The organism is Alteripontixanthobacter maritimus (assembly GCF_003340475.1).
GTDB classification, from domain to species: domain Bacteria; phylum Pseudomonadota; class Alphaproteobacteria; order Sphingomonadales; family Sphingomonadaceae; genus Alteripontixanthobacter; species Alteripontixanthobacter maritimus.
The window spans coordinates 2462221-2485283 of sequence record NZ_QBKA01000002.1 but is presented as its reverse complement, the minus strand read 5'-3'; the positions used below and the strand labels follow the sequence as shown (position 1 = coordinate 2485283).

The following is a 23063-nucleotide window of genomic DNA, read 5'->3' as shown; positions in this document are numbered from 1 at the left end:
TTGCGCCGCCCGAGGAGCACATCGATGGCCGCCCGCAAGAAATCCGCCAGCACAAAATCCGCGACGAAGGTTTCCGGGGCTGACGGCAAACTGTCACGATCGGACGCGGCACTGGTTGCAAACCTTTCGGACACCATGTGCGCCTCCATCCTGCCCGGCGAAGAGCCCTTCTCGCGCGAGCAGATGGACGAGGCTGCAGCATTCCTCTTTACCGCCAGCGAAACGCGCGAAGCGGGCGAACCGGTGGTCGAGATGACCAGCGCCACGGCGGATAAACGCTTCATGCGGATCGCGGTGGTGAACGAGGATATGCCGTTCCTGGTCGATTCCGTCGCGTCGCTGATCACGGCGGAAGGAGTCACCATCGACCGGCTGGTTCACCCGGTGGTGCCCGTAAGGCGGAACGCCGGTGGCCGGATCGAGGCACTGGGCGGGTCGCTGTCGCCTAGCGACAAGGCGGTGGTCGCGGAGTCCATGATCTATATCGAAACCGACCGGGTGGATGCCAAGCAGCGCCGCGCACTGGAACGCGCGCTGCGCACCGTGCTGGGCGATGTACGCGCCGCGGTGAGCGACTGGTCCAAGATGCGCGCGGCGATGGAAGCCGATATCGAACGCGTCGTGGACGAGGAGGGCGCGGCACTGCTCGACTGGCTCAATAAGGGGATGCTTACGCAGCTCGGCCATATCACCCGCCACCGCGATGGCAGCCATTCCAAGGTGCTGGGTATCTGCCGCCGCAGCGCCAAGAGCATTCTGGCCGATGAAAGTTACGACCGCGCGTTCGCATGGTTCGAAAGCCGTGACGAGGGGTCCGAACGCGCCCCGCTGGTGGTGAAGGCGAACCGCCTGTCGAACGTCCACCGCCGCGTCCCGCTAGACCTGTTCATCGTGCCGGTGCGCGAAAACGGCGATCTCGTCGCGCTGTCCATCCATGCCGGTGTCTGGACCAGCGCCGGATTGAGCGCGCCGCCCGCCTCCGTCCCGCGCCTGCGCGCGCAGCTGGTACTGATGATGGACGAATTGCAATTCTCCCCCACCGGCCATGCCGGCAAGGCGTTGATCCATGCGCTGACCACCCTGCCGCACGATCTGCTGGTCGGGTTCGAAGATGAAGATATCATCCGGGTGACCACAACCATGATGAGCCTGGTGGACCGGCCGCGCCCGCGCCTTGCGCTGGTCGAGGCACCGCTGGCCCGCCACCTGTTCGCTTTCGCCTGGCTTCCCCGCGATTCGCTGTCCACTGCCGTCCGCCTGCAAATCCAGAGCCTGCTGCAGCGCGGGGCGAACGCCGATATCCTCGACTGGAGCGTGCAGGTCGAAGGCGGCAACCTTGCCATGATGCGCTTCGTCCTCGACTTGCGCGGCGGCGATTACACGATCGACGAGGCAGCGCTCGACAAGCGCTTGCAGGATATGCTGCGCGGCTGGAGCGAGGCCGTGGAAGGCGAGCTGGCGCACGACATGGAGCCGGGGCGGGCGGCGGCCATCGCCCAGCGTTTCGCGGGAATCTTCCCCGCCACTTATCGCGGTACGTATGGCGCGGCGGAGGCAGCGCGCGATATCGGACGCTTACGGCGCCTGTCTGCCCTCGATCTCAAATCCAGCCATGCCGCCCCGCTGCGCGATGCCCGATTGTATCGATTTGCATCTGACGCACCGGGCCGTCTGCGCCTCAAGGTCATCCAGCATCGCGGTGCGCTCGCGCTGACCGATGCGGTTCCGGCGCTGGAAAATTTCGGTTTCACCGTGCTGACCGAAAGACCCACCCCGCTGAACGATGGCGAACTTGGCACGATCAACGATTTCCTGCTGTCCCTGCCCACATCCCCCGAAACCCCCGACGCCGCCGCGACGACCGACGCAATGCTGCAACGCGGCGATGCGATCGAGGAGGCGATTGCCGCCGTTCTCAACGAACATGCCGAGGACGATCCGTTCAACCGGCTGGTCATCACCACCGGCCTGTCGGCGCAGCAGGCCGGCTGGCTTCGGGCGACCTATCGCTATCTGCGGCAGACCGGCATGGGCTTCACCATCTATACCGTCGTCGATGCGCTGGACCGCGCACCCGACGTCACACGCGCGTTGATTGCACTGTTCGACGCGGTCCACGATCCCGATTTTTCCGGTAAGCGCGAACCGGTTGCGAAGGCTGCGCGCGAGGCAATCCGTGCAGGGTTGGCAAACGTCCACGCCATCAACGACGATCGATTGCTGCGCCTGTATCAGGCCGTGTTCGAAGCGGTGCTGCGGACCAACGCGTTTGCCCCCGCGGCGGACGAGGCGCTGGCGTTCAAGATCGATTCCTCGCTCATACCCAATTTGCCAAAGCCTGTGCCATGGCGCGAGATCTTCGTCTATTCGCGGCGCGTCGAGGGTATTCATTTGCGCGCCGGCGCAGTCGCGCGCGGCGGGCTTCGCTGGTCCGACCGACGCGATGACTTCCGCACCGAAGTGCTGGGTCTGATGAAAGCGCAGCGCGTGAAGAACGCGGTGATCGTGCCGACCGGTGCGAAAGGCGGGTTCTATCCCAAGCAGCTTCCCTCCCCCGCGATCGACCGCGAAGGTTGGGCTGCCGAAGGGCAGGCAAGTTACAAGGTGTTCATCCGCACGCTGCTGTCGGTGACGGACAATATCGTCGACGGCAAGGTCGTGCATCCCGACCGGGTCGTCATTACCGACGGCAACGATCCCTATTTCGTGGTGGCGGCGGACAAGGGCACTGCGCGCTTCTCCGACGTTGCCAACGCCATTGCGGAAAGCCGCGATTTCTGGCTCGACGATGCCTTCGCCAGCGGCGGGTCGAACGGGTACGATCACAAGGCGATGGGCATCACCGCGCGCGGCGCATGGGTTTCGGTCCAGCGCCATTTCCGCGAGATGGGCGTGGACGTGCAATCGGACGAGATTACCGTGGCCGGCTGCGGTGATATGTCGGGCGACGTGTTCGGCAACGGAATGCTGCTGTCGAAGACCATCCGGCTGGTCGCCGCCTTCGATCATCGACACATCTTCATCGATCCCGATCCGGATGCCGCGAAAAGCTGGACCGAGCGCAAGCGCCTGTTCGGCCTCGCCCGGTCGAGCTGGGAAGATTACGATTCCAAGCTGATTTCGAAAGGCGGCGGTGTATTTCCCCGAAGTGCGAAACGCATCGAACTGTCGGACCAGACCCGCGCGCTGCTCGGTATCGAGGCGGACGAGATCGAACCCGATGCGCTGATCTCCGCAATCCTCAAGGCCGAGGTCGACCTGCTGTGGTTCGGCGGCATCGGCACTTACATCAAGAACAGCACCGAGAATAACGCCGTCGTGGGCGATCCTGCCAATGACACGATCCGCATCGACGGCGAGGAAGTGGGCGCGAAGGTTATCGGCGAAGGCGCAAACCTTGGCGTGACGCAGGCAGGCCGCATCGAATTCGCGCTGGCGGGCGGGCGCATCAACACCGACTTCATCGACAATTCGGCCGGCGTGGACTGTTCGGATAACGAAGTGAATATCAAGATCGCGCTGGCCGCCGCCCGGCGTGACGGCAAACTGTCGGAAAAGAAACGCAACGCCTTGCTCGTCCAAATGACGGACGAAGTGGCGCAGATCGTGCTTGAAGATAACCGGCTGCAGGCGCTGGCGCTGTCCATTGCGGAAATTGGCGGGGCCAAGGCAACGGCTGCGCAGATGCGCCTTATCGAAACGCTGGAGGAGATGGGCGATCTCGACCGGCGGACCGAAGGTCTGGCGGATGGCGAACAGCTTTCGCGGCGCGCGGCCGATGGTACCGGCCTGACCCGGCCGGAACTGGCGGTGCTGCTATCCTCGGCCAAGCTCTCCCTGCAGGACGCGATCGAAAACAGCGCCTTGCCGGACGATCCGGCAATGGAACCTGTGCTGTTGGGCTATTTCCCCGAACCCATGCGCAAGACCTATCGCGCGCAGATTCTTGGGCACCGGCTACGACGCGAGATCATCGCCACCGAAATCGCCAACCGCGTGGTCAACCGGCTGGGCCTCGTTCACCCGTTCGAGTTGCAGGAAGAAGAGGGCGTCACGCTGGCGCAGGTCGCCACCGCTTTCGTCACCGCCGAAGAGCTGTTCGACTTTCCGGACCTGTGGGAACGCCTGGAACAGAGCGATATGAACGAAGATGCGCGGCTGTTGCTGTTCGACAGGGTGGCTGTCGCGATGCGCGGCCAGATGGCGGACCTGCTACGCATTGGTGTGGACCGGCTCGGGCCGGCGGAAACGGTCGCGCAATTGCAGAAAGGCGTCAGCGAACTTTCGCGCGAAACCGGCAGCCTGCTTGCCGCCGAATCGCGGCAGCAAGCGGAAACCCTGTGCCGCACTTTCACGCAGGCCGGTGCGCCTAAGGATCTGGCCACCGATGCGGTCCATTTGTTCGAAATGGATGGAAGTATCGGGCTGGCACGCCTGGCGGTCGATACCGGCATCGCGCCGCGCAAGCTGACCGGCGCGTTTACCGAACTGGGTGGCGCTCTCGGTCTCGATTGGGCGCAGGGAACCGCCACGCTGATGAACCCGTCCGACATCTGGGAACGGATGCTGGTAGCCGGACTCGCCCGCGACTTTCAGCAGATGCGGCTCGATTTCCTTGCCCGGCTGGCCCGCCGCAAGGATGGCAAGGCCGATCCGCGCAAGGCAGTGACGGCATGGCTGGACGCGAATTCTGACGCAATCCGCCAGTTCCGTTCGATGATCGGCCGGGCGCAGCGGCATCCGCAGGTCGCGCCTGCCATGCTCGCCCAGATCGCCAGCCAGGCTCGCAACCTGCTGCTGCGCTGATGAGGCGAGACGGGCCAAACTTGACGCGAGCCCGCCGGATGCCCATTCCGCTGCCGCATGGATAGCACCCACAGCACCGATGTCCTCATTGTGGGCGGCGGCCATGGCGGCGCACAGACCGCCATCGCGTTACGCCAGAACGGCTTCGAAGGATCGATCACGTTGCTGGGGCGGGAACGGGAGCGGCCTTATGAACGCCCGCCGCTGTCCAAGGATTATCTCGCCGGCACGAAACCGTTCGACCGGATAGCGATCCGTCCGCAACAATTCTGGGACGATCGCAACATTGCCTTCCGCATGGGCGTGGCCGTGGTGGAAGTGAACGAGGCCGCTCATAGCGTGACGCTGTCCGACGACAGCACGATGACCTATCGCAAGCTGGTATGGGCCGCGGGCGCAGATGCGCGGCGGCTGTCCTGTCCGGGGTCCGACTTGGACGGCGTCCATTCGATCCGCACCCGCGCCGATGTGGACCGTATCATTGCGGACCTTGCGCGCGGTGCGCGGCGCGTAATGGTGATCGGCGGCGGCTATATCGGGCTGGAGGCGGCTGCGATCCTGCGCGAGCGTGACTGCGAAGTAACCCTGATCGAAGCAAAGCCGAGGCTGCTTTCACGGGTGGCCGGGCCGCAGCTATCCGCCTTCTACCTCGAACAACATCGCGCCCATGGCGTCGATATTCGCCTCGAAACCGAGATCGAGGGTCTGGAAGGCGAAAACGACCGCGTTACCGGTGTGCGGCTGGACGGGGGCGAGATTTTACCGTGCGATATGGTGGTGGTCGGTATCGGCGTGGTTCCGGCAGTCGGTCCGCTGATCGCGGCCGGCGCGGCGGGCGCGAATGGGGTGGACGTGGATACGCTATGCCGCACTTCGCTCGACGATATCTACGCCATCGGTGACTGTGCCGCCCACGCCAATCCCTATGCCGATGGTCGGGTGATCCGGCTGGAATCGGTGCAGAACGCCAATGACATGGCCACCACGGCAGCGAAATCGATCTGCAAGGTACCGGAAGATTACGACGCCCTGCCGTGGTTCTGGTCCAATCAGTACGATCTGAAGTTGCAAACGGCGGGGCTGTCGCTGGACTATGACGAGACGGTCTTGCGCGGCGATCCGGCAACCAAATCGTTCTCGGTAATCTATTTGTCCGAAGGGCGGGTGATTGCCATCGATTGCGTCAATTCGGTGAAAGATTACGTTGCCGGATCGAAACTGGTGAAGGCCCGTGCCGGGCCCGATGCCGCGCAGTTAGCCGATATCGAGGTTCCACTGAAGGATCTGCTCTAGACTGCCGCCTTGCGCAATCTGGCCGCAGCCCAACCGGCGGCTTCCGCCACTACCGGATCATCGTCGCCGCGTAGCAGTTCCGCCTGCCCCAGCAGCATGGCATCGCCGCTATTGCCTGCAGCGATAAGACAATTGCGTACGAAGCGGTTACGCCCGATGCGCTTGATCGGGGAGCCTGCGAACAGCCGCCGGAACCCGGCATCGTCCAGCATCAGCAAATCCGCCAGCTTCGGCGCGGCGAGTTCCGCACGCGGCAGGAACGCGCGGTTGGCTGCCGCGCTTTCAGCGAACTTGTTCCACGGGCACACCGCCAGGCAATCGTCGCAACCATAGATGCGGTTGCCCATCGCTTCCCTGAATTCGTCGGGAATCGGACCTTTATGTTCGATGGTGAGGTAGGAAATGCAGCGCCGCGCATCCAGCCGGTAGGGCGCTGGAAAAGCGTCCGTCGGGCAGGCCGTCTGGCAGGCGGTGCAGGCGCCGCAGCGGTCCACGTGAGGGTCGTCCGGCGCGAAAGGCAATGTGGTGTACATCGCGCCGAGGAACAGCCAGCTCCCCTCGCTACGGCTGACCAGATTGGTGTGCTTCCCCTGCCAGCCGATCCCCGATGCTTCCCCTAGCGGCTTCTCCATCACCGGAGCGGTGTCGGTAAACACTTTGAGTTCCACCGGCCCCAGTCCCGCCGCATCCGCTTCGCCGACCAGCCAGCGCGCCAGCACCTTCAGCGCCTTTTTCACGGTGTCGTGGTAATCGCCGCCCTGCGCATAGACGGAAATGCGCGCGCGATCCGTCGCCTCCCCCAATTTCATAGGGTCGGTTGCCGGGGCGTAGCTCATGCCGAGTGCGATGGCGCTGCGGGCGTCGGCCCACATGGCCTGCGCGCCGCTGCGGATTTCGCTGCGCTGCGCCATCCAGTCCATCGTGCCGTGATGGCCGTCCTCCAGCCACTGTGCCAACCGCGCGGCGCGCAAGGGGTCGTCGCCTGGCGGCGCGAAACCGATCGCGGCGAAGCCCACCTCAGCCGCCTTTTCGCGCAACCGCGCCTGCAATCCGTCGAGCGCAGGGTCCTTAACCACGTTTCGGGTTGCTCCCGTTCATGGCCCGCGGGTAACACCGGCAGCGAAACCGTCAACCTCGCGCCCTGAAAGCTTGCCCCCAGACCATGAATGCAACCGCAAAGTCTACCGATCCGCAAGCCGTGCGCGTATCCGGCCCGCTGGCGATCGAAGCGACCGGCCTGGTCAAGCAGTTCAACGGCATAACCGCCGTCGGCGGGGTGGACCTTGCCGTTCCCGAAGGGGCCATTTACGGCATCCTCGGCCCCAACGGCGCGGGCAAGACCACCACCATCCGGATGCTGCTGGGCATTATTGAACCCGATGCGGGCGTGCGCCGTATCTTCGGCCATGAACGCCCGCACGATGTGGCGCGGATGATCGGCTATCTCCCTGAAGAGCGCGGGCTCTATCCTTCGATGAAGGCTTATGAAGCGATCGGTTTCATGGGTTCGCTACGAGGCCTTCCGCAGGCGGAAGGGCGCCGGCGCGGGCGCGCCATGATGGAGGAATACGGGCTGGGCGAGGCGGTCGACAAGCAGATCCGCCAATTGTCCAAGGGCATGGCGCAGACCGTGCAACTGCTCGGCACATTGGTCCACCGGCCCCGGCTGGTGGTGCTGGACGAACCGTTCTCCGGCCTCGACGCGATCAACCAGGGCAAGCTGGAAGTGATGATCCGCGATCTGGCGGCGCGGGGCACCACGGTGATCTTCTCCACCCATGTGATCGCCCATGCCGAACGCCTGTGCGAAGGGGTGGCGATTATTGCAGGCGGGCGCGTACCCTATGCCGGATCGGTGGACGAAGCGCGCGACCGTATTCCGGCGCAGGTCAGGCTGGAAACCCGTGCGCAGGATGGATCTTGGCGCGGTGCTCTGCCAGCCGACGCAAAACACGATCAAAAGCGCGAAAGCGGCGGGACGACTACGGGCTATTTATGGACATTCTCGCTCCCGGAAACCGGTATCGAACCGCTGCTGCGCGCCTTGATCGAGGGGGAGGCCGGCATTCAGTCCCTCAGCATCGAACGCGCCGGACTGCATGATGCCTTCGTGCATATCGCAGGCGAAGCGGCGGCCGCCGCGCTGGATGAACCCAATACACTGGAGGCCGCCCGATGACCGGTTCTGTAACAACTGGCCCCGCAACAGCTAACTTCGCAACAGCCGGGGCTGGAACCCACGCTAAGGATCGCCTGTCCATCTGGCAGGCAGCGTTCGTGATCGCCCGGCGCGATTTCACCGCCATCCTGTTTTCCAAGGCGTTTTTCTTCTTCCTGATCGGGCCGCTGTTCTTCCTCGCCATCAGTGCCGGGGCAGGTTTGCTGGGAGCGAGCGCGGCCAGCAGTGCCGACAGCCCCAAACTGGCGGTCGCCATGGCGGGCGAAGATACCGCCGCCTTCGCCGCTGCGCATAAGGAGCTGGACGAGCTGATCGGCATGCCGGACATTCTCAGCATCGATCCGGCCGAGGCGGACAATACGCAGGCGCTGCTCGCCGACAAGGATCGCAATATCGCGGCCGTGCTCACCGGCAGCCTGGCCGCGCCCGAACTGGTCGGCACGCAGGAACGATTGGACCGGTGGGAAGGCGACGTGGCGCTGATCGCTGCCAACGCCGCCGGAACTGCCGGCGAGTTTCCACCGGTTACCATGACGGCGACTGCCAATAGCAGTGCCAATACCCGCAGCGCCAATGTCGCCACCGGTACCGGTGCGCTTACGCTGTTGTTCATGTTGACCATGCTGCTTGCCGGGATGGTGCTGTCCAATCTCGTCGAGGAGAAGGGCAACAAGATCATCGAGATCCTCGCTGCCTCGATCCCGATGGATGCGGTGTTCCTGGGTAAGCTGTTCGCCATGCTGGCCATCAGTTTCGTCGGAATTGCGGTGTGGGGTACGGTGGCCGGTGCGCTGCTGTTTTTCGGGGCAGACGCGCTTCCGGCAATCCCCGCCCCGGCGGTTGGCTGGCCGCTGTTCGCGGTGCTGTTCCTCGTTTATTTCGCCATGGCTTACCTGCTCATCGGGTCGGTCTTCCTGGCAGTCGGATCCATGGCACCGACGGTGCGCGACGTGCAGACGATATCGATGCCGGCCACGATCCTGCAGCTATGCGTGTTTTTCCTGGCGACCTTCGCCATGACGAAAACCGGGTCTGCCATCGAGCTGTTTGCCGTGTTGTTCCCGCTTTCCAGTCCGTACGCCATGGTGGCACGCGGCGCGCAGGAAGCGGCACTCTGGCCGCATTTGCTGGCGCTGGTGTGGCAAATCATGTGGGTCGCGATCTTCGTGAAGGCGGGCGCCACGCTGTTCCGCAAGAAGGTGCTGCAATCCGGCTCCACCCCGAAGGAGCGGCGCACCAGGCGGAGGTTCTTCGGCCTCGGCCCGAAAATACCGCTCGATCAGATGGGTTGAACCGGCGCGTAATCGGTTTTCATTTGCGACCCACTATTGACATTGGTGTAAGCAGGTTCAGGATAGCGCGAACGGAGAACGGATATGGCGACCCAAGCAGCAGATCTCGGACCCATCTTGCCAGCGGGGGGAACCGGCTGGACCCGATCACCCAGCGCCTATGCAGCGCTGCGCGGTCATCGCGAAGACCATCCCGAACAGCAGCCGAAACATCCCGACCCGTTCGATGTCAGCCGCAGCGACATCTATGCCGAAGACCGCTGGCAGCCGATTTTTGCCGAGATGCGCGCCAAAGGCCCGATGCATTACATCGAGGAAAGCCCCTTCGGCCCCTACTGGGCGGTGGTCCAGCACGAAGCGATCCAGCATATCGAGGCGTTGCCCGATGTCTTTTCCTCGAGCTGGGAACATGGCGGCATCACCATCCTCGACCGGCTGGAGGAGATCGAGGGCGACCGGTTCGAACTGCCGATGTTCATCGCGATGGACCGGCCCGAACATACCGGCCAGCGGCGCACCGTTGCGCCTGCATTCACGCCGAAGGAAATGAAGCGGATGGATGGCGATATCCGCAAGCGCACCGGCGACCTGCTCGATTCGCTGCCCGAAGGGGAACAGTTCGACTGGGTGGAAAAGGTTTCCATCGAACTCACTACCGGAATGCTGGCCTTGCTGTTCGATTTTCCATGGGAAGACCGCGACCTGCTGACCTTCTGGTCGGACTGGGCGGGCGATACCGAACTTGCCAGCGTGCGCGATCTTGATGAACGCAGGCGCGCAATGCTGTATGAAATGGCAGGCTATTTCCAGCAGCTATGGGCCCGCAAGAGCGGTGAGGAGCCGCAGCCCGACCTGATTTCCATGATGATCCATTCGCCCGCCATGAACAGCATGAGCCCGCAAGAATTCATGGGCAATCTGATCCTGCTGATCGTGGGCGGCAACGACACCACCCGCAACACCATGTCCGGCATCGTGCATGGCTTCGACAAATTTCCCGATCAGCGCGAGCTGTTCGAGACGCAGCCCGACCTCATCCCCAATGCGGTGCAGGAATGCATCCGGATGCAGACCCCGCTGGCCCACATGCGACGCACCGCCACGCAGGATCACGAATTGTTCGGCAATCAGGTGAAGGCCGGCGACAAGGTGGTGCTGTGGTACCTTTCCGCCAATCGCGACGAGCAGGTGTTCGACAATCCGGACAAGCTGGACATCACGCGCGACAACGCACGCCGCCATCTCGCCTTCGGCTATGGCATCCATCGCTGCGTTGGGGCGCGGCTGGCCGAATTGCAGCTTCGCATCCTGCTGGAGGAAATGCATTCCCGCCGAATGCGCGTGAAAGTAACCGGTGATGTGGAACGTGTGCAGGCGAACTTCGTCCATGGTTTCCGCAAGCTGGAAACCACCATTTCGCGCTTTTGACGCTGCACGCAATGCTGTTCAGTAACCGTTAGACCGGTTTGCGCGAATACAGACGCATGAACAACATCCAATCCTCGCGCCGCAATATCCTACGCTGGGCCGGTATCGGTGTGGCGATGCCCATGCTGGCATCATGCGGCTCGCCCGCCGAAGCGCGCAGCTGGAAGGTTTCGTTGACAGAAGCGCAGTGGCGCAAAAAGCTGACTGCGGCCGAGTTTCGTATCCTGCGAAAGGCCGGGACGGAGCGGCCCTATTCCAGCCCGCTCGACAAGGAAAAACGCAAGGGCATCTTCATCTGCGCCGGCTGCGACAACCGGCTGTATGCCTCGTCCACAAAATTCGATTCCGGCACTGGCTGGCCCAGTTTCTGGAAACCGCTGCCCGGCGCCATCGCCACGAAAACGGATTACAAGGTCGGCTATCCCCGTACCGAGGTTCTGTGCGCCGATTGCGGCGGGCATCTGGGCCATGTGTTCGACGACGGGCCCAAGCCGACCGGCAAACGCTATTGCATGAACGGTGCGGCAATGGATTTCCGCCCCGCCTGAGCTCGGGCTCGGTTCTCAATTATGGCCGAATGCGGTAGATCGCCATGCCGTTGTTGCGCGCGGTCGCCAGCGGCTCCAGCCAATCGGGTGTGTCGCCCGATACAAGCTGCGCCATCAGGCCGTTCGGTGCCATTTCGACATAGCGCGCAGGCTCGATCAGATCAGGACATATGGCGATATAGTCGGTGCCGCGTGCCGCGAGCCGATCGCGCGCATCGGCAGGTGTCCCGGCGAAGATATCGATTGCGGCGCGCATCCCCGGCTGGCCGCGATGATGTGCGGTGGCGACCACCTCATGCTGCGTTTCATACAGCAGGCGCGGCCCGATATCGAACGGGCTGAGTATCTCGCCCTGCGGCAATGCACGCAGGAATTTGCCGGCCCGCGGAATATCGCAGCTGGCCACGCGTTGGACCGGCACGGTGCCAAGCCGCGAACTCGCGCTGGCAGGGATGGCCACGGTCAGCAATGTCAGCGGCATGGTGGGCAATAGCGCAAGGCAGATGGCGATCAGCGCCAACGCCCGTTTGCCGGGTTTGCGAACATGGCGCGCAGCGCGCACCCAGACGGCGATCTGCCAGCCAAGCGGTATTGCAGCGAGCGCGCCCGCCACCGCCCCGGCGCGGGTTACGAACACTGCCACGAGCAGACCTGCCACCAGAAGTATCGCATAATCGAGCCACCAGCGGGCGAGCCATCCGCCATTCTGCCGCGCAAGCTTGATCGCGGCTGCAATGCCCAACAGCGGCGGCACAATCGTCTGCAGCGCCAGCGCGGGCGTCTGGTGCCAGATAGGCATGCCTTCCAGCACACCATCGAACCAGAACCCGGCCACAACCGGATCCATCCCGGCAAAGCCGCCGCCTGCGCATTGCGGGACGACTTGCCACACAACAGTAAACGCAGCGGCACCAATAGCGGCAAAACCTGTCATCAGCGCCACGCGCGATATGGGTTCCATCCACGAAAGAAACGCCGCGCCGGCCGCACCAATCATGAAAATGCCCACATGCGCTGGGCCGATAGCGTCGCAGTAATTAACCAGGCCGGCCATGCCACGTGTCAACAGCAGCAGCACAACCGACACCGCGGCCAGACTGACTACCAGATTGACGAACAGCACCCGGTCCTTCCGGTCGCGCAGCCAGCGGAATGCCGCCAATGCACAGATTACAGCGGCCAGCGGCAGACCCTCGATCGATATCGCCATCCAGAACGCCAGTGCCGCACCGACGAGGCGGCCGCCCAGCGCAGGGTTGCGCGCCACCAGCCCGTTGACTGCCAATAACGCGAACACGATCTGCCACCCGTGGTGGTCGATCCGCATGGGCCGCAATTGCGAAATGACGGGAATGGACAGTGCCATGGCGAGGCACGCGAACCCGGCCGCCTCCTCCCCGATCAGGCGCCACGCAATCCGGCCTGCAAGCAGCAGGGCAATACCGAAGGTCACCAGCGGCACGGTAACCAGCGCAGTCATCTCCGCTGCCGATTGTCCGATAATCGGGGTCAGCGCGGCGATAACCAGCATCAGGGGGATGTCCACGAGGCGCGACCAGTGCATCGCCACGCCGCCGGCAGCGGCATCGATACGGTACTGCTGAAGGTCGAACCAGCTTTGTCCGGCCAGCAAATCGCGCACCTGCACCAGCCGCAGCGTATCGTCCGGATCGGGGAAACGTGCCGCGGAAATGGGACCAATATTGGTGACCAGCAGGACAGCGCAGATCATCAGCCAGGCAAGGCCCACGATCAGCAGCAGATCGACAGAGACCAGATTGCGACGGCGTTCGATAAACGACATCAGCCCGCCCTCCGGTCCAGCGCAGGCGCGCGGAACACCACGAGGGCGCGCAATAACCAGGTTGCGGTGAAACTGACGAACACTGCAATCAGTTTGGCCAGCCGCGGATCGAACCCCGCATTGTCGGCGCTCCCCACAATCAGCGTCGTAAGCAGCAAACCGATGAAGGCGGAAACGACGAACAGCGCCTTTTGCCGCCAGCGTTCAAACCCGCCATCCGCGACGTTGTCGGTAAAAACCGTGCGGCTGGACAGCAGCCAGTGGGCCAGGATGCCGAAACTGTAACCGGCAGCCGATGCGGGCGCGGGATCGAGCCCGATCTGCATCAATGACAGGAAGCACGCGATATCCAGCGCCAGCGCACCAATGCTGGCCAGCAGATAGGGCAGCAGACGCAAATTGCGGAGCAGGGCCAGCAGCCAGTTCATACCAATGCGCCTCCCCCCTTTGCCCTTGCGACGAACCCGTCGATATTCTGCGCGGCACACAGCAGCCCGCAGTCGGTCAATTGCTTCCCTATGCCTTTATTAAGGTAAAGATTTTTACAATTTCACGCCGCGCGGTTATCTTTCGATTTACCATCGGCGGCAATCCGTTCCGGCACACCGCGCAACGATGTGAGCGCCGCGACCTGATCGTCCGACAATGGTCTTGAAGCTGGCGCATTATCCGCCCCGCCTGTTTCGCGCGCCGGCAGCGCAGCTTGTGCGCCCTCGTCACCCGCCTCGTGATATTCAGCGTCTTCGTTAACGCACCATGTGTCGTAGACGCGGCTTCCGGCGAGAATGTTCTCCACCGTCAGCATCGCCGTCATCATGGCGTGATCCTGATTGTTGTAACGGTGCATCCCGTTGCGTCCGACCAAGTGCAGCGTTGGATGCGTTTCTTCCAGTTCCTGCCGCAGAGCCTCGACATGGGACGCGTAGTCGCCGTCATAGACCGGATACGCCTTTTCCTGCCGCACCACCGCGCCGCCGACCACATCGGCCGGATCGGCCAGGCCCAGCGCCTGCATTTCCTTCGCGGCCAATTCGACAAGCGCATCGTCATCCATCGACCAGAGGCCGTCATTCTCGAAGCAGAAATATTCCAGGCCCACGCAGGCGACATCGGGATCGGGCACCATCTCGGGCGACCAGCTGCGGAAGTTCTGTACCCGGCCGACTTTCACCGAATCGTCGTGGATATAGATCCAGTTGTCGGGAAACAGGTCTTCCGATCGGATCATCAACGCCACGGTCAGGAAGTCACGGTATTTCAGCTGTCCGCCGTTCCACGCGGTGTCGGGCAGGGGGTGGAGGCGTGCGGCGAGTTCGCGCATTGGCGCGCTGCTGATGACATGCTTCGCACGGATCGCCAGTTCGCCATCGGGCCCGTCCGCCGTGACCCGCCAGCTATCGTCCGACCCTTGCGACATCTGCTTGAGGCCGTGACCCATATGCACGGTGCCGCCAGCGGCCACGATCTTGTCGCGCGCCGCATCCCACATCATGCCCGGGCCTAGGCGCGGGTAGCGAAAGGTTTCCAGCAGCGTCTTGTGTTCCTGCCCGTCATTTGGCCTCTTGTTGAGGCCGAGCGAGCGTTTCAGCCCGTCGATAACCGCGCTCCACAGGCTCAACCCCTTGATCCGCTGGGCCGCCCAGTCCGCGCTCATTTCGTCGCATGGCATACCCCACACTTTTTCGGTGTAGGTCTTGAAAAAGATCGAATACAATTTCTTGCCGAACTGGTTGATGGTCCAGTCCTCGAAGCTTTCCACGTTCTTCACTGGAAACAGTTTGTAGCGCAGATAGCTCGCCATGCAGGCAGTGCTGCGCCAGATGCCCAGATTCCCCAGCGCTTCGAACGCGCGCAAGGGATAGCTGTAGAATTTGCCTTCGTAATAGATGCGGCTCATCCGCGGGCGCTGGATGAAATCGTCGGGTAATATCTCGTTCCACAGATCGACGACCTGCTGGCTTTTGGAGAAAAACCGGTGTCCGCCGATGTCGAAGCGGTATCCGTCATGTTCCACCGTGCGGCTGATGCCGCCAACGTAAGTGGCGTCCTTCTCGATGATCGCGACTGATTTACCCTGCTTCGTCAGCAGATAACCAGCTGTCAGTCCGGCAGGTCCCGCGCCTACGATCGCCACGTCGACATCCAGCTGGTGTGAGCCGGTTCCGGCATTATGTGCGGTCATCGATACAGGCCCCCATGATCATTTGCCAAAATTCTTGGCTCACTTGGGAGTGAAGGAAATTGGTTAGGCTAAAGTTAACGCGGGTGCGGGTCTCCGTGCGATGGCAGGTTTACCGCGGCCCGATGCATAGCCATTCCAGACATCGCTTCGTGCCGGTAGGCCGCGTGGTTACCTGCCCCCTGCAACGTCGCCACGAAACAGGCCAGTTCGCGCATCGAGATGGTGGTGTCGAGCACGAGGCCATAAAGGTCGCCCCTGCACCAGCGAACGCGCGCCTCGATTTCGGGCAGGCCGTCTGCGGTCAGAATCAGGCGCTGTTCTGTGGCCAGAGGCTGATCGCAACGCACCAGAGCACCTTGTTGCGACAGGTTAAGCATTTGCGCGCGGCCAGACGCGCCGCGGACGCGCAACTGGACCGCAAGGTCCAGGGAAAAGCGCAAATGGCGGCTGCCATAGGGACCTTTTTCAGAAACGATCAGGCGCAGATCGGTGGGTTCGTGGAAGCGGAACCCAGCTTCCATCTCCCGGCCCCAGACCCGGTCCAGACGATGCCGCTGGCCGCTTCTCAATTCCAGTTCGCAGCGATGGTCCGAAGGGCCAGGATGGAAAAAGCGCAGGCACAGTCCGGAGCTCGACACGTCTCTGATGACCGCCAGGAACTCCCCCCTGCCGGTAATCAGCTTGGCTGGACGGATCAGCAGCGTGACCCGTTCATCCTGCCGACCATCGATGTCGCTGGGCATATCGGCATCGTAGCGGTCGTGACCGGCGGCGTTATTGGATGCCGGGCTCGAAGGAGCGGGCGATGCGGACGAGACTTGCGGTCGCGGCTGCGGCGGCGAAATAGCGTTGTGATTCATCGGACCCTCTCTCCGGTGGAGAACAATGGATCCGAGGCATAATCACATCGGTTTGCCGGGAAATGGCCCGGCGGTTAGGGGTAACTACCGAATTTCAGAGACATTTCGCGAACACGCACCGCAAACATCGCAGCATGTTGCGGCATATCGCGGCATGGGGGCCTCCGGCCGGAGGTTGCGCCGGAAGGAATGCGCGCTGAAAGGATGGTGCGGGTGGTGGGACTCGAACCCACATGACCAAAGGTCGAGGGATTTTAAGTCCCTTGCGTCTACCATTCCGCCACACCCGCGCGCGCAAGCCTTTGTGTCTCAAAAACGGCCCTGCGCTTCAACAGGGCCGAAACGGCTTGACGATTTGCCCCTACCGCGCGTCGGCGGGCGGCGCAATCGGGCCAAGGCTGAACGCCTTAGCCAGACAAATGCGAATAAGGAAATGAGGATAGCAAGTGCAGGGGGAGAACCGGAACGCTCCGGCAATTCCCCTATTGCAGATCAGCCGGCGTTGAGACGCTCGCGCATGTCCTTGCCCGGTTTGAAATACGGCACCCGCTTCGCCGGTACGTCCACTGCCTCCCCGGTGCGCGGGTTACGGCCTTTACGCGCCTTGCGTTCGCGCGTGGAAAAGGCACCGAAACCGCGAAGTTCGACCCGGCCGCCTTCCGCAAGGCGGTTTGCGATTTCACTGAAGAAAACGTCCAGCACCTGCTCCACCTCGTCGGGCTTCAGGTCGGGATTGTCCTTCTGCAAAGCTTCCAGTAATTCGGAACGTATCATGAAAATCCTTCCGGTAATCCGGTTCGTGCAAAGGACGGTTTCGTTTCAAAGATTACGTAGTTTCTCACCACTTGACTTAATCCAAGTCAAGTCCCCCGGGAAACATCTGGGCTGTCTGGGCGCGTTAATCAGGCAGATTCCTGCGTCAAAAGAGCGGCCGGATCGATCCGTAGACGTTGCATCCGGGCTTTTATTTCCGGCCACTCCCCACTGAGAAAGGCCTGCCGTTCGGCAGTGCGCAACTTGTCGGCGGCGCCCTTGGTTACATACATGCCAACCCCGCGCTGCACAGCGACCAGCCCGTCGGACTGGAATTGTTGATACGCCTTGGCCACGGTGAGTGGATTGGCCCCCTGCTCCGCCGCGAAAGCGCGTACCGATGGCAACATGGCCCCTTCGGCATACCGCCCATCCATGATCGCCGCGGCAATCATGTCGCGCAGCTTCAAATATACAGGACGGGCAGGTTCGGACATTCGGGTCTCCGGAAGGAGGTGCATCACTGCCATAATACACCCGGGCAGGTCAAGGTTGTGGTACTATACATCCAGGCGCAAGGCAGCGCGGCGGATCATGACGTTTCCGGTCCGTAATCCTGTTCAGAACAGCGAAATGACAGTTTCGCTTGAAACTTCCACTTCACAGAACCGAATTCGCCGCTAGGGTGCGGCGCTTGACTGTCGGCGGAGGGGCCGGCCCATAATAATATGTGCAGGGAGGGCGCCGGGCCCATGTATGAGCTGATCTTTACCTTCGATTCCGCATATGAGGCTATCGCCTTCTGGGTGGCTGTAGTCGCGCTGGCAGGATTCCTGCTGGGTGGTCTGTTTCTGGTAACGCGGCCGACGGCTGAAGTCGTTGGGCACCCCAAGGGGCTTTTCCTCCTTTTCATGGCCGAAATGTGGGAACGCTTTTCCTATTACGGTATGCGGGCGCTGTTGATTTTCTATCTGGTTCAGCACTGGGCCTTTTCGGATTCCGACGCCTCGATAATTTACGGGGCCTATACCGCGCTCGTTTATATCACTCCCGTCATTGGCGGATATCTGGCCGACCGCTATCTGGGTCAACGCAAGGCTGTGCTTTTTGGTGCGGTCCTGTTGACCTTCGGGCACTTCTTCATGGCGTTTGAAGGTGATGGCGGACAGGCTGATCCGACTATCAACGTTTTCTGGGCAGCGTTGGCGCTTATCATCGTCGGCTCCGGGTTCCTGAAGGCGAACATTTCAGTCATCGTCGGGCAGCTCTACTCGCGTACCGATATCCGCCGCGACCCGGCTTATACCATTTTTTACATGGGAATTAATGTTGGCGCCGCGACCGCCGCTATCATCTGCGGTTATCTTGGCCAGAGCCCCGAATGGGGTTGGAGCTGGGGCTTTGGCCTTGCCGGGGCAGGCATGTTGATTGGACTGATTTTCTTTGTCGTCGGCAAACCGTTGCTGCTGGGGCGCGGCGAAAGCCAGCATCCGGAACGCATCGCAGGCGGCAGGGAATGGGGCATTTACGGCGTCGGCCTCGCAATGGTCGCGTTCTGCTGGATTGCTATTCAGTTTCAGGACGAAGTTGGCGTATTCCTTGGGACATTCGGGGCAGCATTGGTCTGTTATGTTCTGGCTATTGCCACATTCCAGCTTCCCTACGGTAGCTATGCCAATGCCCCGCGGCCGGCTTTCATGGTATTCATGGCCGGTGCGGCGCTGCTCGTACTTTCGATGTTCTTCCTCGTAATCGGTAACGAAGGTGCGAAATGGCCGGCCGTCATCGGCGGGGGAACGGTTCTGACCGTCTTGGTTACGCAGATGATCGGCAAAGTTGCCCACGACCGCGACCGTATTGTTTCGGCAATGTTCCTGATCATTGTGTCGGTTGTGTTCTGGGCGTTGTTCGAACAGGCGGGCTCCAGCCTCAATCTGTTTACCGACCGCCACGTGGATACGCAGGGTGTGAACGCATCCATGTTCCAGTCAATCAACGCGATTTACATCGTTCTGCTGGCACCGATATTCGCAATGCTGTGGCAGGGATTGGCGCGAAAGGGGGCCGAGCCGTCTACGCCAATGAAGTTCGGCTTGGCTTTGGTGCAGGTGGGCCTCGGCTTCCTGGTCCTTAAATGGGGTGCCGAGTCCGTTGGGGTCAATATTCCGACCCCTGTGATTTTCATCTTCCTGATCTACCTGCTGCACACAACTGGTGAATTGTGCCTTAGCCCGGTGGGTCTATCGGCGATGAACCGGTTGGCACCTACTCATATGGCTTCGCTGATTATGGGTACTTGGTTCTTCGCGTCAGCCACTGGTAACTTCGCCGCTGGTCTTATTGCGGCTGCGACTGGTGCAGAAAATGTCAGCGAGGCTGCAGGCAAGCAGCTTGTCCTCGATGTGTATGGAACAGTTGGCTGGTATGCGATGGGTATCGGTGTGGCGGCGATGGTGATTAGTCCGCTGATTAAAAAGTTGATGCATCTCGATACGCTGGCCGACGATAATGTGGGTGATGATCTGGAAGGGCTGTCGCAGGCCGGTCTGGAACAGCAGGAAGCGGGCATTCATCCCGCGACGCGCCCAAAGGGCTAATTGTATAAGCGACTGACAGGTACTGAATTGGAATGAGGAATATCGCGATGCATATCCGCGCCATGGCAACACTTGCAGGCGCGGCTATGCTCGCGGCCTGTTCCACCTCCGGCGACAATAATAGGGGCGATGTTGCCTCCGCTCGCGGTGCGCCGCTAGGCGATAATGACCGCGTTCCCTTCGCCTCGACCTACGAACCCTATCCCGGCGCGCCCACCGCTCTGGTCGGCGCGACCGTGTTCGACGGGGCCGGCGGGCGGATCGACAACGGCACGGTGCTGTTTTCCGGCGGCAAGATCGTGGGCATCGGCGACGCATCGCTCGGCACCGATGGCTACACCCGCATCGATGGGACCGGCAAATATGTGACGCCGGGTATTATCGACGTGCATTCCCATCTGGGCGATTATCCCAGCCCCAGCGTGGACGCGCATTCCGACGGCAACGAAGCCACCAGCCCGACCACGCCCGAAGTCTGGGCGGAACACTCCGTCTGGCCGCAGGACCCCGGTTTCAGCCGCGCGATGGCCAATGGCGGGATCACCAGCCTGCAAGTCCTTCCCGGCAGCGCGAACCTGATGGGCGGACGGTCCTCCACTTTGAAAAACGTGCCCAGCCGCACGGTGCAGGGCATGAAATTCCCCGGCGCACCCTATGGCTTCAAGATGGCCTGCGGTGAAAACCCCAAGCGCGTTTATGGCGGCCGTGGGCGCGCGCCGTCCACCCGGATGGGCAACTTCGCCATCAATCGCCAGACGTGGTTGGATGCTAAGGTCTACGCCGATGGCGACCGTGACAAGCGCGACCTGGCCAAAGAGACACTGGCCGGCGTGCTCGACGGCGATATCCTGGTCCACAATCACTGCTACCGCGCCGACGAAATGGCACTCGTCATGGATATGGCGAAAGAGATGGGTTACAAGGTGACCGCCTTCCACCACGCCATCGAAAGCTACAAGATTGGCGATTTGCTGCGCGAAAACGACGTGTGCAGCGCGATCTGGGCGGACTGGTACGGTTTCAAGATGGAAGCCTATGACGCGATCCCTGAAAACGCGGCGCTGCTGCAGAAACAGGGCGCCTGCGTGGTCATTCACTCCGACGATGAAAACGGTATCCAACGCCTGAATCAGGAGGCTGCCAAGGCGCAGCACGCCGGTCGCCGCATGGGGATCGAGATTGCCGATGCCGAAGTCATCCGCTGGATCACACTGAACGCAGCCAAGGCGATGGGCGTCGAAGCAATGACCGGCAGTCTGGAAGCGGGCAAGATGGCCGATGTGGTGCTGTGGAACGGCAACCCGCTGTCGGTCTATTCGCGGCCGGAAAAGGTCTGGGTCGATGGCGCGCTGCTATATGATGCGATGGATCCGAAACGCCGACCGGTGAGCGATTTCGAGCTTGGCCAACCCGGTGAAGGGGACGTGAAATGAGCCGCTTCTCGCACATCCTTGCTACTGCGACTGCTGTGGTCGCGCTCGCGACACCAGCGGGGCTTTGCGCGCAGGACATCGCGATCACCAACGCCACAGTGGCCACCGGCGACGGCAGCGAGCCGATGGAAGGCGCAACGGTCGTCGTGCGCAGCGGCAAGGTCGTCGCGGCTGGGCGCGGCGTAACCGTTCCTGCCGGAATGCAGACTGTCGACGGCACCGGCAAATGGGTCACGCCCGGCATCTTCGCCGCCGCCACCACGCTCGGCTTGTGGGACGTGGGCGCAGTGAGCGAAAGCAACGATCTCACGGCCGGAAATTCGCCCTTCAGCGCCGCGCTTGACATTGCACCCGCTCTCAACCCCTCGTCGCAGCATGTCGCGGTCAGCCGCGCGGGCGGCGTCACAAGGGCAAGCATCGTGTCGGCACCCGCCAGCTCGATCTTCGGCGGACAGGGCGCAATCGTGGACCTTGGCGCAGACCCTGACATGGTGGTCCGCCCGCGCGCGTTCCAGATGGTCGCACTGGGCGAATATGGCGCGCGTCTGGCGGGTGGCAGCCGGACAAGCGCCCACGCACTGCTTCGCAACGCCCTGCGTGAGGCGCGCGATGTCGGCAGCGGGGAAATGATTCCCGGCGGCCGGGCAGCGCGCGGCGCACCCCGGCAGGGCGACGATCTGGGGCCGGACAACCGCATGGCCCGGAACGAAACTGATCGCGGCAGCGACGTATTGCTAACACGCTTCGACGCTGCTGCACTGGTGCCGGTGCTGGATGGCACGCAGCCGCTCTATGTCGTGGTCGAACGCGCGGCCGACATTCGCGCGGTGTTGGCACTGCGGAACGAATTCCCCGCGCTCGACCTGGTGCTTGCCGGTGTCAGCGAAGGCTGGCTGGTCGCAAGCGAAATCGCTGCTGCCGGCGTGCCGGTGATAGCCGATCCGCTCGACGATCTGCCGTCCAGTTTCGAACAGCTGGCCGCCACGCAAAGCAATGTTGGCCGCATGGTCGCTGCCGGAGTAAAGGTCGCTATCGGCAGGCTCGGCAACGGTATCGAACAGCCGCGCAATTCGCCGCAATATGCCGGCAATCTGGTGGCGCTTGGCAAGATTCCCGGCGCATCTGGATTGAGCTGGGGCCAGGCGCTAGCCACCATCACCTCGGTCCCGGCAGAGATCGCCGGCTATGGCGGTCAGTTCGGGGTGCTCGCCACCGGCGCTGCGGGCGATATCGTCATATGGGATGGCGATCCGCTCGAGCTGTCGAGTGCGCCGACCGCCGTTTATATCGACGGCGTGCTGCAACCGGTCAGCAACCACCAGACCCGCCTGCGAGAACGCTACCGCGATCTCGACGAAAGCGATCTGCCCAAGGCGTATGACTGGTGAGCAGGCGTAGCGTCACCCTGTTTGCCGCAGCTGCCATGTTAGCGAGTGCATCGGGTGTAACCGCACAGGATCGTTCGGCGGACGCGACTAACCATGCGCAGGACGCCGCGTGGCATAACCGCCAGCAGGCGGCTATCGCGACACTGTCGGCCGAAGATGGCTGGGGTTACATCGATGGCGGTCTGATGTGGCGCAGGGTCGCGGGCGATGGCATTGGCCCCCGCCCGACCGTGGCCGATACGGTCAAGGTTCACTACGCAGGCACGTTTGTGGATGGGGAAACGTTCGACAGTTCCTACGACCGCGGGGAGCCGGTGGAATTCCCGCTCGGCCGTCTGATCTCCGCCTGGCAGCTCGCCATTCCGAAAATGGCTGTGGGCGACACGATTGAAATCGCGTCCCCTGCCAGTCTTGCTTACGGAGTGACGGGCAACCCGCGCATTCCCGGCGGAGCAACGCTGATGTTCAAGGTTGAGCTACTGGGAATTGCCGAACAATAG

At 62.3% G+C, this 23063-nt stretch carries 17 protein-coding genes and 1 tRNA gene; 10 read left to right on the top strand and 8 right to left on the bottom strand.

Annotation, left to right across the window (positions count from 1 at the left end):
• Positions 1 to 24 precede the first annotated feature (24 nt).
• Both HME9302_RS12245 and HME9302_RS12240 read left to right on the top strand, forming a co-directional pair.
• Positions 25 to 4806 (top strand): NAD-glutamate dehydrogenase, encoded by a 4782-nt coding sequence (locus HME9302_RS12245; RefSeq protein WP_115367245.1) that lies wholly within the window; start codon positions 25 to 27, stop codon positions 4804 to 4806.
• Positions 4807 to 4863: 57 nt separating this feature from the next.
• Positions 4864 to 6099 carry an NAD(P)/FAD-dependent oxidoreductase gene (locus HME9302_RS12240; RefSeq protein ID WP_115367244.1) on the top strand — a complete coding sequence of 412 codons (1236 nt, stop codon included), beginning with the start codon at positions 4864 to 4866 and terminating at the stop codon, positions 6097 to 6099.
• Here the strand turns inward: HME9302_RS12240 and queG are convergent.
• Positions 6096 to 7175: a tRNA epoxyqueuosine(34) reductase QueG gene (queG, locus tag HME9302_RS12235; protein WP_115367243.1), complete on the bottom strand. Its 1080-nt coding sequence runs from the start codon at positions 7173 to 7175 to the stop codon at positions 6096 to 6098. The genes HME9302_RS12240 and queG overlap by 4 nt on opposite strands.
• Positions 7176 to 7261: 86 nt before the next feature.
• Here queG and HME9302_RS12230 point away from each other — a divergent pair, with 86 nt between their 5' ends.
• The 4 genes from HME9302_RS12230 (at position 7262) to msrB (ending at position 11546) form a co-directional block, all read left to right on the top strand.
• The gene (locus HME9302_RS12230; RefSeq protein WP_115367242.1) at positions 7262 to 8278 is read left to right on the top strand and encodes an ABC transporter ATP-binding protein; all 1017 of its coding nucleotides are present in this window, start codon (positions 7262 to 7264) and stop codon (positions 8276 to 8278) included.
• Positions 8275 to 9570 carry an ABC transporter permease gene (locus HME9302_RS12225; protein ID WP_115367241.1) on the top strand — a complete coding sequence of 432 codons (1296 nt, stop codon included), beginning with the start codon at positions 8275 to 8277 and terminating at the stop codon, positions 9568 to 9570. The genes HME9302_RS12230 and HME9302_RS12225 overlap by 4 nt, the downstream gene beginning before the upstream one ends.
• An 84-nt stretch (positions 9571 to 9654) precedes the next feature.
• The gene (locus HME9302_RS12220; protein WP_115367240.1) at positions 9655 to 10998 is read left to right on the top strand and encodes a cytochrome P450; all 1344 of its coding nucleotides are present in this window, start codon (positions 9655 to 9657) and stop codon (positions 10996 to 10998) included.
• 56 nt (positions 10999 to 11054) lie between these two features.
• Positions 11055 to 11546 (top strand): peptide-methionine (R)-S-oxide reductase MsrB, encoded by a 492-nt coding sequence (msrB, locus tag HME9302_RS12215; RefSeq protein WP_115367239.1) that lies wholly within the window; start codon positions 11055 to 11057, stop codon positions 11544 to 11546.
• Between the two features lie 19 nt (positions 11547 to 11565).
• Here msrB and HME9302_RS12210 read toward each other — a convergent pair whose 3' ends face one another.
• From HME9302_RS12210 to HME9302_RS12180, 7 genes are all read right to left on the bottom strand, one after another.
• Positions 11566 to 13350, bottom strand: a complete 1785-nt coding sequence (locus tag HME9302_RS12210; protein WP_115367238.1) for a hypothetical protein — start codon at positions 13348 to 13350, stop codon at positions 11566 to 11568.
• The gene (locus HME9302_RS12205) at positions 13350 to 13778 is read right to left on the bottom strand and encodes a GtrA family protein (RefSeq protein WP_115367237.1); all 429 of its coding nucleotides are present in this window, start codon (positions 13776 to 13778) and stop codon (positions 13350 to 13352) included. Before HME9302_RS12205 ends, HME9302_RS12210 begins: the two co-directional genes overlap by 1 nt.
• Positions 13779 to 13900: 122 nt before the next feature.
• Entirely contained in the window at positions 13901 to 15532 is a 1632-nt protein-coding gene (locus tag HME9302_RS12200; RefSeq protein ID WP_115367236.1) for an NAD(P)/FAD-dependent oxidoreductase, read from the bottom strand.
• Positions 15533 to 15606: 74 nt separating this feature from the next.
• Positions 15607 to 16392 (bottom strand): PilZ domain-containing protein, encoded by a 786-nt coding sequence (locus HME9302_RS12195; protein WP_115367235.1) that lies wholly within the window; start codon positions 16390 to 16392, stop codon positions 15607 to 15609.
• A gap of 205 nt (positions 16393 to 16597) precedes the next feature.
• A tRNA-Leu gene (locus HME9302_RS12190) sits at positions 16598 to 16682 on the bottom strand.
• 202 nt (positions 16683 to 16884) lie between these two features.
• Positions 16885 to 17166, bottom strand: a complete 282-nt coding sequence (locus tag HME9302_RS12185; protein WP_115367234.1) for an integration host factor subunit beta — start codon at positions 17164 to 17166, stop codon at positions 16885 to 16887.
• A gap of 128 nt (positions 17167 to 17294) precedes the next feature.
• Positions 17295 to 17642 carry a GntR family transcriptional regulator gene (locus tag HME9302_RS12180; protein WP_115367745.1) on the bottom strand — a complete coding sequence of 116 codons (348 nt, stop codon included), beginning with the start codon at positions 17640 to 17642 and terminating at the stop codon, positions 17295 to 17297.
• A 255-nt stretch (positions 17643 to 17897) separates the two neighbouring features.
• On the opposite strand from HME9302_RS12180, the gene HME9302_RS12175 reads away from it, so the two are divergent.
• From HME9302_RS12175 to HME9302_RS12160, 4 genes are read left to right on the top strand one after another with little or no spacing between them, the layout of a single operon-like run.
• Positions 17898 to 19742, top strand: a complete 1845-nt coding sequence (locus HME9302_RS12175; RefSeq protein WP_115367233.1) for a peptide MFS transporter — start codon at positions 17898 to 17900, stop codon at positions 19740 to 19742.
• Between the two features lie 47 nt (positions 19743 to 19789).
• Positions 19790 to 21175 carry an amidohydrolase gene (locus HME9302_RS12170; protein WP_181815768.1) on the top strand — a complete coding sequence of 462 codons (1386 nt, stop codon included), beginning with the start codon at positions 19790 to 19792 and terminating at the stop codon, positions 21173 to 21175.
• Complete coding sequence (locus HME9302_RS12165; RefSeq protein ID WP_115367232.1) at positions 21172 to 22563, top strand: amidohydrolase family protein; 1392 nt, start codon at positions 21172 to 21174, stop codon at positions 22561 to 22563. Before HME9302_RS12170 ends, HME9302_RS12165 begins: the two co-directional genes overlap by 4 nt.
• On the top strand, positions 22560 to 23063 hold the full coding sequence (locus HME9302_RS12160; RefSeq protein ID WP_230079999.1) for an FKBP-type peptidyl-prolyl cis-trans isomerase: 504 nt from the start codon (positions 22560 to 22562) through the stop codon (positions 23061 to 23063). The genes HME9302_RS12165 and HME9302_RS12160 overlap by 4 nt, the downstream gene beginning before the upstream one ends.

Bases quoted from the DNA above. Each gene is read 5' to 3' on its own strand.
- HME9302_RS12245 (WP_115367245.1), top strand. From the start codon at position 25: ATGGCCGCCCGCAAGAAATCCGCCAGCACAAAATCCGCGACGAAGGTT.
- HME9302_RS12240 (WP_115367244.1), top strand. From the start codon at position 4,864: ATGGATAGCACCCACAGCACCGATGTCCTCATTGTGGGCGGCGGCCAT.
- HME9302_RS12230 (WP_115367242.1), top strand. From the start codon at position 7,262: ATGAATGCAACCGCAAAGTCTACCGATCCGCAAGCCGTGCGCGTATCC.
- HME9302_RS12225 (WP_115367241.1), top strand. From the start codon at position 8,275: ATGACCGGTTCTGTAACAACTGGCCCCGCAACAGCTAACTTCGCAACA.
- HME9302_RS12220 (WP_115367240.1), top strand. From the start codon at position 9,655: ATGGCGACCCAAGCAGCAGATCTCGGACCCATCTTGCCAGCGGGGGGA.
- msrB (WP_115367239.1), top strand. From the start codon at position 11,055: ATGAACAACATCCAATCCTCGCGCCGCAATATCCTACGCTGGGCCGGT.
- HME9302_RS12210 (WP_115367238.1), bottom strand. From the start codon at position 13,350: ATGTCGTTTATCGAACGCCGTCGCAATCTGGTCTCTGTCGATCTGCTG.
- HME9302_RS12205 (WP_115367237.1), bottom strand. From the start codon at position 13,778: ATGAACTGGCTGCTGGCCCTGCTCCGCAATTTGCGTCTGCTGCCCTAT.
- HME9302_RS12200 (WP_115367236.1), bottom strand. From the start codon at position 15,532: ATGACCGCACATAATGCCGGAACCGGCTCACACCAGCTGGATGTCGAC.
- HME9302_RS12195 (WP_115367235.1), bottom strand. From the start codon at position 16,392: ATGAATCACAACGCTATTTCGCCGCCGCAGCCGCGACCGCAAGTCTCG.
- HME9302_RS12185 (WP_115367234.1), bottom strand. From the start codon at position 17,166: ATGATACGTTCCGAATTACTGGAAGCTTTGCAGAAGGACAATCCCGAC.
- HME9302_RS12180 (WP_115367745.1), bottom strand. From the start codon at position 17,642: ATGTCCGAACCTGCCCGTCCTGTATATTTGAAGCTGCGCGACATGATT.
- HME9302_RS12175 (WP_115367233.1), top strand. From the start codon at position 17,898: ATGTATGAGCTGATCTTTACCTTCGATTCCGCATATGAGGCTATCGCC.
- HME9302_RS12170 (WP_181815768.1), top strand. From the start codon at position 19,790: ATGCATATCCGCGCCATGGCAACACTTGCAGGCGCGGCTATGCTCGCG.
- HME9302_RS12165 (WP_115367232.1), top strand. From the start codon at position 21,172: ATGAGCCGCTTCTCGCACATCCTTGCTACTGCGACTGCTGTGGTCGCG.